The organism is Micromonospora sp. C81 (assembly GCF_018070425.1).
Classification (GTDB): Bacteria; Actinomycetota; Actinomycetes; order Mycobacteriales; family Micromonosporaceae; genus Micromonospora; species Micromonospora zamorensis.
Genome location: NZ_JAGPXS010000028.1, coordinates 45933 through 58181, shown reverse-complemented (window position 1 = coordinate 58181; position 12249 = coordinate 45933). Strand labels below are relative to the sequence as shown.

The following is a 12249-nucleotide window of genomic DNA, read 5'->3' as shown; positions in this document are numbered from 1 at the left end:
GGCCGGTGGGTGGGCGCGGGCGTACGCTCCCGTCCGTAACGTGGGACAGCCGGCGGCACACCGCAGGTCGGCTGATGGGCTGCCACCGCACTAGGCGCGGTGTGCAATGGGAAGGAGACGTCTTGCGCTCGGTGCGTGGGATGCGGATCGCCTCGATCGTCGCGGCAGGTGGGCTTGTGCTCACCGCCGCCGCTTGTGGCGAGGCCCCCGATGATGACAACAACGCCGGCAGTGGCGGCAAGAAGTTCAGCGCCTGCATGGTGACCGACGTCGGTGGCATCGACGACAAGTCGTTCAACACCTCGGCCTGGAAGGGTCTCGAGGAGGCCAAGGCCGCCAACAGCAACATCGAGACCAAGTTCGTGGCGTCGAAGGCCGAGGCCGACTACGAGCCGAACCTGACGCAGTACGTCAACCAGAAGTGCGACTTCATCCTGGCGGTCGGTGGTCTGATGGCCAACGCCACCTCGAAGATCGCCAAGGCCAACCCGAACCAGGCGTTCGGCATCGTCGACGCCAACCCGGGTGACGCCAACGTCTACCCGATGCAGTTCGACACCGCGCAGGCCGCGTTCCAGGCCGGTTACCTGGCCGCCGGGATGAGCAAGTCCGGCAAGGTGGGCGCGTACGGCGGCCTGCCGATCCCGCCGGTGACCATCTTCATGGATGGCTTCGTCGACGGCGTGGCGTACTACAACAAGACCAAGGGCAAGAACGTCCAGGCGCTGGGTTGGAACAAGGAGACCCAGAAGGGCTCCTTCACCAACGACTTCGCCAAGCAGGACGAGGGCAAGAAGGTCTCCGACGCGCTGGTCGCCCAGGGTGCGGACATCATCATGCCGGTCGCCGGTGGCGCAGGCCTCGGCACCACCGCCGCGGCCAAGGCCTCGGGTGGCAAGTACAGCACCATCTGGGTGGACGTCGACGGCTGCGAGAGCACCCCGGACTGCTCGGCCATCATCACCACGGTGGTCAAGAACATCCCGGAGGCCGTCAAGGAGGCCGTGCTCAAGGCCGCCGGTGGCGAGAAGCTGCAGGCCAACCCGGGCTTCGTGGGCACCCTGGCCAACACCGGCGTCTCGATCGCCCCGTACCACGACTTCGACAGCAAGGTTCCGGCCGAGCTGAAGGCCGAGGTCGACAAGATCAAGGCGGACATCGCCGCCGGCACCATCACCGTCACCTCGAAGGCCCAGCCGACCAAGTGACAACCGCCCGGCTCCTCCGGTGAGATCATCGGGGAGGTCGGCGGGGGACAGGTACGACCGATCGGCCGCTTCGGCCCTGCGGGTGACCGTGGGGTCGGAGCGGCCGATCGCGCACCACGTCAACCGGGCCGCTCCGGCCAGGTTGACGGCAGCTAGGCTGCACCATCGCTCGCACTCCAGGAGGTTGCGCTGAGACTCGAACTGCGCGGCATCACCAAGCGGTTCGGTGATCTGGTCGCCAACGACCACATCGACCTGACGGTGGAGCCTGGAGAGATTCATGCCCTGCTCGGCGAGAACGGCGCGGGCAAGTCGACCCTGATGAACGTGCTCTACGGGCTCTACCAGCCCGACGAGGGCGAGATCCTGGTCGACGGCAAGCCGTTGAAGCTGAAGGGCCCGTCCGACGCGATCGGTGCCGGGATCGGCATGGTGCACCAGCACTTCATGCTGGTGCCGGTCTTCACCGTCGCCGAAAACATCATGCTCGGCGCCGAACAGGTCCGGGGCGGCATCGCCGGTTTCCTGGACCGCCGACGTGCCCGGCGCGAGGTCACCGAGGTGTCCGAGCGCTACAACCTGCGGGTCGACCCGGACGCGGTGGTCGAGGACCTGCCGGTCGGCATCCAGCAGCGAGTCGAGATCGTCAAGGCGCTCACGCGCGACGTCGACCTGCTCATCCTGGACGAGCCGACCGCCGTGCTCACCCCGCAGGAGACCGAGGAACTGCTGACGGTCATGCGGTCGCTCAAGGCGGCCGGCAAGTCGATCGTCTTCATCACCCACAAACTGGGCGAGGTCAAGGCCATCGCCGACCGGATCACGGTGATCCGACGCGGCAGGACCGTGGGCACCGCCTCGCCGGACGCCAGTCGGGACGAGCTGGCCGCGATGATGGTCGGGCGCAACGTCCGACTCACCGTGGACAAGGGCCCGGCCACTCCCGGTGAGCCGGTGCTGGAGGTGACCGGGCTGGTCGTCGACGACGACCGGCAGATCCGCGCGGTGGACGGGGTTGACCTGACCGTGCGTGCGGGCGAGGTGCTCGGCGTGGCGGGCGTACAGGGCAACGGTCAGACCGAGCTGATCGAGGCGATCATGGGCCTGCGGCCGGTGCTCGCCGGCACGGTCAGCCTGGTCGGCGACCGGATCGACGGCTGGAAGCCCAAGAAGGTGCTCCGCGCGGGCGTCGGCTACGTGCCCGAGGACCGCAGCGTGGACGGCCTGGTCAAGGAGTTCAGCGTCGCGGAGAACCTGGTGCTGGACATCTACGACCGGCCGCCGTTCGCTGCCGGGCTCGCGCTCAAGCCGGACGCGATAGCGGCGTCGGCGAAGGAGCGGATCGAGCAGTTCGACGTCCGCACGTCATCGGCCGACGCGTCGGTGGGCACCCTCTCCGGCGGCAACCAGCAGAAGGTGATCGTCGCCCGGGAGCTGTCCCGGCCACTGAAGCTCTTCATCGCGGCCCAGCCGACCCGTGGCGTCGACGTCGGGTCGATCGAGTTCATCCACAGCCAGATCATCCGCGAGCGGGACATCGGCACCGCCGTCATGGTGGTCTCCAGCGAGCTCGACGAGGTGATCGGGCTGGCCGACCGGATCGCGGTCATGTACCGCGGTCGCATCATCGGCATCGTCGGCCCGGACACCCCGCGTGAGGAGATCGGCCTGCTGATGGCCGGCATCAGCCCGGACGCGGCACACGAGCGCAACACGGACGCCGTGCCCAGCGACGGGCCGGCCACCGACGGGAGCCCGGCGAGCGGCCCGGGTTCCGCGAGCGAGGACGAGGCATGACCAACCCCCCAACCCCGCAATCCGGCTCGCCGGACAAGGAGCCGGCGAGCGAGGCGCAGGCCGCGCAGAACGCGCTCGGCAACACCGAACGGGCCGAGGTGGCGACCGAGCCGGGCGGCCCGGCGTCCAAGCCGGAGCCGGAGCAGAAGCCGAGTCTGGGCCGGTTGTTCATGGACAACCTCTGGGCGGCCAACACCTTCACGGTGACCCTGCTGTCGCTGGTGCTGGCGATCGTGGTCGGCGCGGTGCTGATGATCGTTTCTGATCCGGCGGTGCTGTCCACGTACTCGTACATCACCTCCCGCCCGTCCGACGCGATCAACTCCAGCTGGACGCTGGTCAGCGAGGCGTACGCGAACCTGTTCAAGGGCTCGGTCTTCGACCCCGAGGCGTTCTCCGGCTGGGTGAACGGCACCGGTAGCTGGCAGGCCGTTCTCGCGCCGATCTCCGAGACGCTCACCTACGCCGCGCCGCTGGTCTTCACCGGTCTGTCGGTGGCGCTGGCCTTCCGCGGCGGCCTGTTCAACATCGGCGCCCAGGGTCAGGCCACCATCGGCGTGATCATGGCGGCCCTGGCCGGCTTCCTGCTGCCCCTGCCGCCCGGCCTGCACCTGCTGGTGGCGGTGCTCGCCGGCGCGCTGGGCGGAGCGATCTGGGGTTTCATCCCCGGCATCCTCAAGGCCCGCGCCGGCGCGCACGAGGTGATCAACACGATCATGCTCAACTACGTCGCCACGTACTTCCTCACCTGGTTGATCGTGCAGAACGGTGTGCAGGACCCGAACCGCACCGACGCGATCAGCAAGGCGGTGGACACCTCCGCCCAACTGCCCCGACTGCTCGGCGACAACCTGCGGGTGCACGCCGGCATCCTGCTCGCCGTGCTGGCCACCTGGGCGGTCGCCTGGCTGCTCAACCGTTCGACGCTCGGCTTCGAGCTGCGGGCGGTCGGCGCCAACCCGGACGCAGCCCGTACCGCCGGCATCAGCGTCACGCGGACGTACATCCTGATCATGGTTTTCGCCGGCATCCTGGCGGGCCTCGGTGGCTCGAACATGGTGCTGGGCTCGACCGCCAGCGCGTTGACCCCGCTGGTGGTCGCGCAGATCGGCTTCGACGGCATCCTGGTCGCGCTGCTCGGGCGGGTGAAGCCCTGGGGAGTGCTGCTGGCCGCGTTGCTGTTCGGTGCGTTGCAGGCCGGCGGCAACCGGATGCAGTCGTACTCCGGGATCTCGCTGGAGCTGGTGACCGTGCTCCAGGCGCTGATCGTCATCTTCATCGCCGCGCCGGCCCTGGTGAAGGCGATCTTCCAGCTCCGGGCCGCGCGCGCCGCCCGGTTGCAGACGAGCCTGGCGAAGGGCTGGTAACTCATGTCCACCATGGCTGTCCCCGACATCGCGGTCGCCCCGGTCGACGAGGGCTTCTGGACCCGCAGCCGCAAGGTCGGCCTCACGCTGCTGGGGCTCGGCCTGCTGGCCGCGGTGCTCTTCGGCGCGCTCGCCACCAACCAGCAGGCCCGGTTCACGCTCAGCGACGACGCGGCCGGTGCCGCACTGAAGATCAACGGCACGATCGGGGCGATCCTGTTCGGGATCATCGCGATCGCCGCCGGCGCGGCGCTGCTCGCCGGGGTGCCGAAGCGGTGGTTCATCACCGTGCTCGGCATCGGGCTGGTGGGCTTCGTGCTCTCGTTCCTCTGCTGGCAGGTCTCCGCCGCGCCCGCCGGGCAGAACTTCATGCCCCTGGTCAACATCATCCGGGGCACGTTCATCCTGGCCCTGCCGCTGATCTTCGGCGCGCTCGCCGGGGTGCTCTGCGAACGCTCCGGTGTGGTCAACGTGGCCATCGAGGGCCAGCTGCTGATGGGTGCCTTCAGCGGCGCGCTCTTCGGCAGCATCTCCGGCAGCGTCTGGGTGGGTCTGGTCGCCGCAGCCCTCGGCGGCGCGTTCATCTCGCTGCTGCTGGCCGTCTTCGCCATCCGCTACCTGGTCGACCAGGTCGTCATGGGCATCGTGCTGAACCTGCTGGCGGTCGGCGTCACCGGCTTCCTCTACGAGCGGCTGATGCAGACCGACGCGGCGAAATACAACAGCGCGCCCCGCTTCAGCAACTGGGAGATCCCGCTGCTCAAGGACATCCCGGTGCTCGGGCCGGCGCTGTTCCGCGGCAACATCTTCCTCTACCTCGGGCTGCTGCTGGTGCTCGTGATCCACATCGGGCTCTTCCGCACCCGGTGGGGTCTGCGTACCCGCTCGGTCGGTGAGCACCCCATCGCCGCCGACACGCTCGGCGTCAAGGTGCTGCGGGTCCGCTACCGCAACGTGCTGCTGGCCGGCGTCGTCGCCGGCATCGGCGGCGCGTCCTACACGCTGGCGCTCTACTCGTTCACCAAGAACATGATCGGCGGCAAGGGCTTCATCGCACTGGCCGCGCTGATCTTCGGCCGGTGGAACCCGACCGGTGCGCTGCTCGCCGCGCTCTTCTTCGGTTTCGCCGACCAGCTCGCCACCTACCTGGGCGCGATCAGCAGCTCGATCCCCAGTCAGTTCCTGGCCATGCTGCCCTACCTGGCCACCATCCTGGCGGTCGCCGGGCTGGTCGGCCGGGTCCGCGCACCGGCCGCCGACGGCAAGCCGTACATCAAGGGCTGACACCCGAGCTGTGCCCGACGGGACTCCCGTCGGGCACAGCGAGGTCCGCGCCAGTCATCTCACGGGTGCCGTCTCGACACGGAACGCGGGGTACCGTGCCGCGATTGCCGCGAACTCGGACAGGGGCGCATGCCGGTCGACGGGAAGGTGCGGCCGGGCTCCGGGGACCGTCGCCAGATACCGCTTGAGAATCGGCGCACGCTCGTCGACCGGCACCTCGACTAGGCGGCAGACCCGGGCGCGCCCGTGCCGAAGGATCACCAGGCCGTCAGCCGCACGCACGTTCCGGACCCAGTTGCAGTTCTCGCCCAGCATCGGCACCAGATACCAGTCGCCCTGCCAGTCGGCCATTCCCAGCGGGAACCGGGTGATCTGGCCGGTGCGGCGTCCCACGACCTCCAGTGTCACCCACCGCCTCGGGTGCAGGCCGGCGGCGTACACGGCCGCCCACAGCCGGGCGAACCGGCGGGCCGCCGCATTACCGCGGCCCCCCGCGTACATCCGACGAAGAGTCTGCGCGGACAACGGCCAGCTTCCCAACTTCGCCATCACAGGTCCTCTCGGTCGTACGTGTCCATCCTCGGCTTCAGGGTTGGCTGTCCCGAGCGGGAGATGCAGGGCCGAACGTCCCTTTCACCCCGAGCCGTCATCCTCGGCAACGCCTCCGACTCTGGTGACGGTTGACCACTGCTGGGGGCGCGGCCGATGAGTCGGACTCATGCCCGGCACGGCTGCGCCTGCCCGTGGACCCGGCCCTGCCCGCTTCTGACCTGGGCCGCTTGGGCAGAATGGCGGCATGACCGACATTGACTGGGCACGGTTGCGCGCTGCCGCCATCGAGGCCATGCGGCACGCGTACGCGCCGTACTCGACGTTCCCGGTCGGCGCGGCCGCGCTGGTCGACGACGGCCGCATCGTGGTCGGTTGCAACGTGGAGAACGCCGCGTACGGGGTGACGCTCTGCGCCGAGTGCGGCGTGGTCTCCAGCCTGCACGCCACCGGCGGCGGGCGACTAGTCGCGCTCTCCTGCGTCGACGCCACGGGTGAGCCGCTGATGCCGTGCGGGCGCTGTCGGCAACTGCTCTGGGAGCACGGCGGGCCGGAGTGCCTGATCGAGAGCAAAACCCGCCCGCTGCGGATGGCCGAGCTGCTGCCACACGCCTTCGGTGTGGAGGACCTGGAGGCCGTCACCGGGGAGACGCCGGTGCCGGTGGTCCCGGAGCGACTGGCCGCCTGGCGCGGGCGCGGCACCGTCTTCGTGCACCCGGACATGTCCGCCGGCCAGCAGGTCTGGACGGCGTACTGGGAGCGGTCGGCCGGCGACGACGCGGGCGCCGAGACCGGGGTGCTGGAGGAGGCGCCGAGCTGGGACGACCCGGCCGAGGCGATCACCTGGGGTCTGGCCCGGACGCCCCGGGTGGTCGTGGTGGACGCCACCGGGACGATCTTCTGGGCCGGTGAGGGTGAGCCGCCTGCGGAGATTCCGGTTCGCTGGTCTTGATTTCTGGTTGCGCTTAGGGCCGGGGCCGACCGTGCCCGGCTCCGGGCGGTCAGGCTTGATCCCTCCGCCGGGCACGGTCGGCCCCGGCCCCGCCGTCGGCACGGCCGTACGTCGGTCACGGTTGTGAGCCGGCCTTTCGATACGACTAGAGAGATCTTCTGATGAGTAGTGCTTTTGCTGCTGTTGACGTTATTCGGGTCAAGCGGGATGGCGGGGTGCTGTCGGACGCGCAGATCGACTGGGTGGTCGACGCGTACACCCGGGGGGTTGTTGCCGACGAGCAGATGTCCGCGCTGGCGATGGCGATCCTGCTCAACGGCATGACCGGGCCGGAGATCGCCCGGTGGACCGCCGCGATGATCGCCAGCGGTGAGCGGCTGGACCTCTCGGCGGTACGCCGACCGACTGTCGACAAGCACTCCACCGGCGGCGTCGGCGACAAGATCACTCTGCCGCTCACCCCGCTGGTGGCGGCGTGCGGCGCTGCCGTACCGCAGTTGAGCGGCCGAGGTCTCGGGCACACCGGCGGCACGCTGGACAAGCTGGAGTCCATCCCGGGCTGGCGGGCCACTGTGAGCAACGACGAGTTCATCACCCAGCTGGACGAGGTCGGCGCGGTCATCTGCGCGGCCGGCACCGGGCTCGCTCCCGCCGACCGCAAGCTGTACGCGCTGCGCGACGTGACCGGCACCGTGGAGGCCATCCCGCTGATCGCCAGCTCGATCATGAGCAAGAAGATCGCCGAGGGCACCGGCGCGCTGGTCCTCGACGTCAAGGTCGGCTCGGGCGCCTTCATGAAGTCCGTCGACCAGGCCCGCGAGCTGGCGCGCACCATGGTCGAGTTGGGCGGTGCGCACGGCGTCCGGACGGTCGCCCTGCTCACCGACATGTCCACACCGCTCGGACTGGCGATCGGCAACGCCGTCGAGGTGACCGAGTCGGTCGAGGTGCTGGCCGGTGGCGGCCCGGCCGACGTGGTGGAGCTGACCCTCGCCCTGGCCCGGGAGATGCTCGACGCCGCGGGCCTGCCGGACGCCGACCCGGCGGCGGCGTTGCGCGACGGCCGGGCGATGGACTCCTGGCGGGCGATGATCCGGGCGCAGGGCGGCGACCCGGACGCGCCGATGCCCGAGGCCCGCGAGGTCGAGGTCGTCCGCGCCGAGCGGGACGGACACGTCGCGGCCGTCGACGCGTACGCCATGGGGGTTGCGGCGTGGCGGCTCGGCGCAGGTCGGGCCCGCAAGGAGGACCCGGTCAGCGTGCCGGCCGGTGTGGTCCTGCACAAGCGGCCGGGTGACGCGGTGCGGGCCGGTGACGCCCTCTACGAGTTGCGCGCCGAGGACGCGACGCGGATCCCGGCGGCGTTGGCCGAGGCCGCCGACGCGGTACGGATCGCGCCGACCGCCCCCGCGACGACGCCGCTGGTCATCGAGCGCATCGGCTGATCGAGCGCGGGTCGGGGCGGCGTGGTGCCGGTCACCTGGGAGCGCTATTGTCCCTGGCCAAGGGGGGAAAACCGGCCTTGCGCCGGCGCGAGCAGACAGGAAGATCCGCCGTGACCGTTGCTGCCCCGGACCCACGTGAGGTGCGCGAGGCGAGTCTGGACGAGTTGTCCCGGCTCGGCCTGCCGTTGCCGCCGGCCCAGTTTCCCCTCGTCTGGGAGCCGGGCGACCGGATCGAGCTGCGCCCCACGGCGGAGATCGAGGCGCGGATCGCGGTGCTGCACCTCATCCTGGCCCGCTGCTTCGGGATGCCCCCGCAGGCGGCGATGAGCTGGCTGCTCGGCTCACACCTGGTCGAGATGGTCACCCCGCCGGAATGGCAGTTCGTGATGGGCGGCAAGGGTGACCACCGTTCGTTCGTGCTGCACCACGACGCGCTGTTCGCGCTGGCCTGGGTGCTCGGGCTGAGCAAGCAGCTCGACCCCACCCTGGCCGTGGACGAGCGGCTGGTCGAGCGGCTGCCGCACATCGCCGAGGGGGAGAGCTTCCCGCACTGGCGCTCCCGGATCCTCACGGCACCGCAGCACCCGGCCGACGCGGCCGCGCTGCTCGACCTGCACTACTGCCTGGACTGGGCGTACCTGGAGACCGAGCGCGACGGTCGGAGGGCACCGGGCCTGGTCGACGCGAACGCGATCGGGCAGCGGCGCTGGGCCCTGGAGTGGGCGGTGATCCTGCGCGGGCCGTACCACGACGAGCCCCCCGGCTGGGAAGAGGTCGACCTCTCCACCTGAGGTCAGCGGGGTCGGTACGCGTCCACCCGGACTGCGACGGTCACCCGGACCGGCTCGGGCAGGGCGGCCAGCCGGTCGGCGAGAGCGCCCGGGTCGGTGTGCCAGGCGCTCGGGCCCATCCCGACCAGGCTGGCGGCCTCCCGGCGGGTCAGGGCCAGCTCCGCCCGGTGCACCGCCGAACTGACCGGGGTGAAGTGCCCGCCCAGGGTGCCGGTCACCCGGTCCGCCTTGTCCGGGTCCACCCGCAGCAGGTCGAGGGCATCCACCAACTCGGCGAGATGGTCGGTGTCGGGCGTGACCACCAGCAGCGTCCCGGCCGGGTCGAGCACCCGGTGGAACTCCGCGCCGTTGCGCGGGGCGAAGACGTTCAGCAGCACGGCCGTCGAGGCGTCCGCCACGGGCAGCCGCTGCCAGGTGTCGGCGAGAGCCGCGGCGGCCCGGGGATGCGCGCGGGCCGCGCGGCGCAGCGCCGGCTTGGACACGTCCAGGGCCAGACCCACGGCGTCCGGCAACGCCGCCAGCACCGCGCCGAGGTACCGGCCGGTGCCGGCGCCGGCATCCACCACCAGGGGGTACGCCCCGACGTCGGGCTCCGGCGGTTCGAGCCGGGCCACGGCCTCCGTCGCGGCGCCGGCGAGAGCGGCCGAGATGACGTCGTAGTGCCCGGCGGCCTGGAAGTCCGCGCGGGCCGCGACCATTTCGGGGGTGTCGCCGACGTGTGGCGCCCGACCGGTGAGCAGGTTGACGTAGCCCTGGCGCGCGATGTCGAAGCTGTGCCGGCGTGGGCAGCGCAGCGCGCTCGTGTCGGTGGCCTGCCCCAGAGACTCGCCGCAGACCGGGCAGCGCAGCCGGTCGAGGATGCGGGGATCCACGTCAGGCGCACTCCATCCGCTCAGTTTAGACGTGCACCGGATCGGAGGCCGTGACACCCGGCGGCCCTGTCCCGGTCCGCCCGGGGCGCTGACTAGGGTCTGAGCATGGTCGCAACTATCCGGTATGAGGACATCGTCAAGGTTCCGAAGGCCCTGCTGCACGACCACCTCGACGGCGGGCTGCGGCCGGCGACGATCGTCGACCTGGCCGCGGAGGTGGGCCACGAGTTGCCCGCCACCGATCCCGACGCGCTCGGACGCTGGTTCGCGGCCGCGGCCGACTCCGGCTCCCTGGAGCGCTACCTCGAAACGTTCGCGCACACCGTGGCGGTCATGCAGACCGCGCCGGCGCTGCGGCGGGTCGCCCGCGAGTGTGCCCTGGACCTGGCCGCCGACGGGGTGGTCTACGCCGAGGTGCGTTTCGCCCCCGAGCAGCACCTGGAGCAGGATCTCAGCCTGGACGAGGTGGTCGAGGCGGTGCTGGCCGGGTTCGCCGAGGGCACCGCCCAGGCCGTCGAGGCGGGCCTGAGCATCCGGGTGGGCACCCTGCTCACGGCGATGCGGCACGCCGCCCGCTCCCAGGAGATCGCCGAGCTGGCCGTGCGCCACCGGGACGCCGGGGTGGTCGGCTTCGACATCGCCGGCGCCGAGGCGGGCTTCCCGCCCACCCGCCACCTGGACGCCTTCGAGTACCTGCAACGGGAGAACTTCCACTTCACCATCCACGCCGGTGAGGCGTTCGGTCTGCCGTCGATCTGGCAGGCGATCCAGTGGTGCGGAGCGGACCGGCTCGGCCACGGGGTGCGGATCGTCGACGACATCGGCCCGGACGGCACGCTGGGCCGGTTGGCCGCGTACGTCAGGGACAAGCGGATCCCCCTGGAGCTGTGCCCCTCGTCGAACGTGCAGACCGGCGCGGTGGCCTCCATCGCGGACCACCCGATCGGTCTGCTGCGCGACCTGCGCTTCCGCGCCACAGTCAACACCGACAACCGGCTGATGAGCGGCACCTCCATGTCACGGGAGATGTCGCTGCTGGTGGAGACGTTCGGCTACGGCTGGAAAGAGTTGCAGTGGTTCACCATCAACGCGATGAAGAGCGCCTTCATCCCGTTCGACGAGCGACTGCGGATCATCGACGAGGTGATCAAGCCGGCGTACGCCAAGCTGATGGCCTGACGGTCAGCCGTGCTGACCTGACCATCAACCGTGCGGGTGGCCGGCGAGCAGGCCGGCCACCCGGCGCAGCACCTCCCTGGCGCGGGCCGCCTCCGCACCCAACCCGGTCTGCCGACGCAGGATCGCGGGCTCGGCCCGGAGCAGCGCCACGCCGCGCCGGACCAGCACCCGGGGGGCCTTGCGCTGCTCGGACAGGTCCCGGGCGAGCCGGCGCAGGAAGGTCGCCCCGCGCGGACGGCGCAGCGCGTACGCCCCGGCGAGCAGCCCACGACGACGGCATTCCTCGACGATCTCGGCGGCGAAGATCCCTTCGGCCACGAAAAGTGGCGATCCGGCGACATCAAATGTCCGGGTGGCCACCCTTCGGTCTGCGCCGATCGCATAAACCGGCACATCGGCGCGGCCTTCCCGAGCAAGTCGGGCAATGATTTCCACAGCGGTGGGGGCATCCCAGGACTGCGGCGATTCCCAATCCACCTGGCCGTTTCGTCGCGGCAACGTAGGGTCATCGCCGTCTTTGTAGAAGTCGTCCAGACAGAGCACCGGTAAACCGGTTTGCTGCGCTATGTACGACTTTCCGGAGCCGGAAGGACCGGCGAGCAGGACAACGCGGTGCGGATGTTCCATTACCTTCAGTTACTCCGGCCAGACGGACTGCTATCAAATCGCATCAACATCTCATCACACCTCCGGCCGGTGACAACCTGGGCTTTCTTCTTGTCGACCGGCGTGATGGAATCTCGGGGGTCCGACCCGCCGGGTCGGTCGCTGGGCGTTGCCCGGGGCAACGCGTTGAAGCTGTAAT

11 protein-coding genes are annotated in these 12249 nt (G+C 70.4%); 8 read left to right on the top strand and 3 right to left on the bottom strand.

The annotated features are described in order from the left end of the window. Positions 1-140: 140 nt before the first annotated feature. The 4 genes from KBX46_RS30420 to KBX46_RS30405 all read left to right on the top strand — a co-directional run bounded on the left by KBX46_RS30420 (position 141) and on the right by KBX46_RS30405 (position 5656). Entirely contained in the window at positions 141-1208 is a 1068-nt protein-coding gene (locus KBX46_RS30420; protein ID WP_088951443.1) for a BMP family protein, read from the top strand. A 189-nt stretch (positions 1209-1397) separates the two neighbouring features. Continuing rightward, complete coding sequence (locus KBX46_RS30415; RefSeq protein WP_247668450.1) at positions 1398-3005, top strand: ABC transporter ATP-binding protein; 1608 nt, start codon at positions 1398-1400, stop codon at positions 3003-3005. After that, positions 3002-4372, top strand: a complete 1371-nt coding sequence (locus tag KBX46_RS30410) for an ABC transporter permease (RefSeq protein ID WP_088951444.1) — start codon at positions 3002-3004, stop codon at positions 4370-4372. The genes KBX46_RS30415 and KBX46_RS30410 overlap by 4 nt, the downstream gene beginning before the upstream one ends. Positions 4373-4375: 3 nt before the next feature. Next, entirely contained in the window at positions 4376-5656 is a 1281-nt protein-coding gene (locus KBX46_RS30405) for an ABC transporter permease (protein WP_099850414.1), read from the top strand. A 54-nt stretch (positions 5657-5710) separates the two neighbouring features. Here KBX46_RS30405 and KBX46_RS30400 read toward each other — a convergent pair whose 3' ends face one another. Next, positions 5711-6205: a nitroreductase/quinone reductase family protein gene (locus tag KBX46_RS30400; protein WP_231927209.1), complete on the bottom strand. Its 495-nt coding sequence runs from the start codon at positions 6203-6205 to the stop codon at positions 5711-5713. 247 nt (positions 6206-6452) lie between these two features. Here KBX46_RS30400 and KBX46_RS30395 point away from each other — a divergent pair, with 247 nt between their 5' ends. The 3 genes from KBX46_RS30395 to KBX46_RS30385 all read left to right on the top strand — a co-directional run bounded on the left by KBX46_RS30395 (position 6453) and on the right by KBX46_RS30385 (position 9393). After that, on the top strand, positions 6453-7157 hold the full coding sequence (locus tag KBX46_RS30395; RefSeq protein WP_210795404.1) for a cytidine deaminase: 705 nt from the start codon (positions 6453-6455) through the stop codon (positions 7155-7157). Positions 7158-7318: 161 nt separating this feature from the next. Continuing rightward, positions 7319-8602, top strand: a complete 1284-nt coding sequence (locus KBX46_RS30390; RefSeq protein ID WP_210795402.1) for a thymidine phosphorylase — start codon at positions 7319-7321, stop codon at positions 8600-8602. 110 nt (positions 8603-8712) lie between these two features. Further along, the gene (locus tag KBX46_RS30385) at positions 8713-9393 is read left to right on the top strand and encodes a DUF4272 domain-containing protein (RefSeq protein WP_088951449.1); all 681 of its coding nucleotides are present in this window, start codon (positions 8713-8715) and stop codon (positions 9391-9393) included. 2 nt (positions 9394-9395) lie between these two features. Here the strand turns inward: KBX46_RS30385 and KBX46_RS30380 are convergent, their stop codons facing one another. Further along, positions 9396-10265 carry a putative RNA methyltransferase gene (locus KBX46_RS30380; RefSeq protein ID WP_210795400.1) on the bottom strand — a complete coding sequence of 290 codons (870 nt, stop codon included), beginning with the start codon at positions 10263-10265 and terminating at the stop codon, positions 9396-9398. 105 nt (positions 10266-10370) lie between these two features. Here KBX46_RS30380 and KBX46_RS30375 point away from each other — a divergent pair, with 105 nt between their 5' ends. After that, entirely contained in the window at positions 10371-11444 is a 1074-nt protein-coding gene (locus KBX46_RS30375; protein WP_088951450.1) for an adenosine deaminase, read from the top strand. A gap of 24 nt (positions 11445-11468) precedes the next feature. On the opposite strand, the gene KBX46_RS32795 is transcribed toward KBX46_RS30375, so the two are convergent. Further along, complete coding sequence (locus KBX46_RS32795; protein ID WP_231927210.1) at positions 11469-11762, bottom strand: hypothetical protein; 294 nt, start codon at positions 11760-11762, stop codon at positions 11469-11471. Positions 11763-12249 lie beyond the last annotated feature (487 nt).

Coding starts and splice junctions, on each gene's coding strand:
- KBX46_RS30390 (WP_210795402.1), top strand. CDS start 7,319: ATGAGTAGTGCTTTTGCTGCTGTTGACGTTATTCGGGTCAAGCGGGAT.
- KBX46_RS30375 (WP_088951450.1), top strand. CDS start 10,371: ATGGTCGCAACTATCCGGTATGAGGACATCGTCAAGGTTCCGAAGGCC.
- KBX46_RS30410 (WP_088951444.1), top strand. CDS start 3,002: ATGACCAACCCCCCAACCCCGCAATCCGGCTCGCCGGACAAGGAGCCG.
- KBX46_RS30400 (WP_231927209.1), bottom strand. CDS start 6,205: ATGGCGAAGTTGGGAAGCTGGCCGTTGTCCGCGCAGACTCTTCGTCGG.
- KBX46_RS30420 (WP_088951443.1), top strand. CDS start 141: ATGCGGATCGCCTCGATCGTCGCGGCAGGTGGGCTTGTGCTCACCGCC.
- KBX46_RS30395 (WP_210795404.1), top strand. CDS start 6,453: ATGACCGACATTGACTGGGCACGGTTGCGCGCTGCCGCCATCGAGGCC.
- KBX46_RS30405 (WP_099850414.1), top strand. CDS start 4,376: ATGTCCACCATGGCTGTCCCCGACATCGCGGTCGCCCCGGTCGACGAG.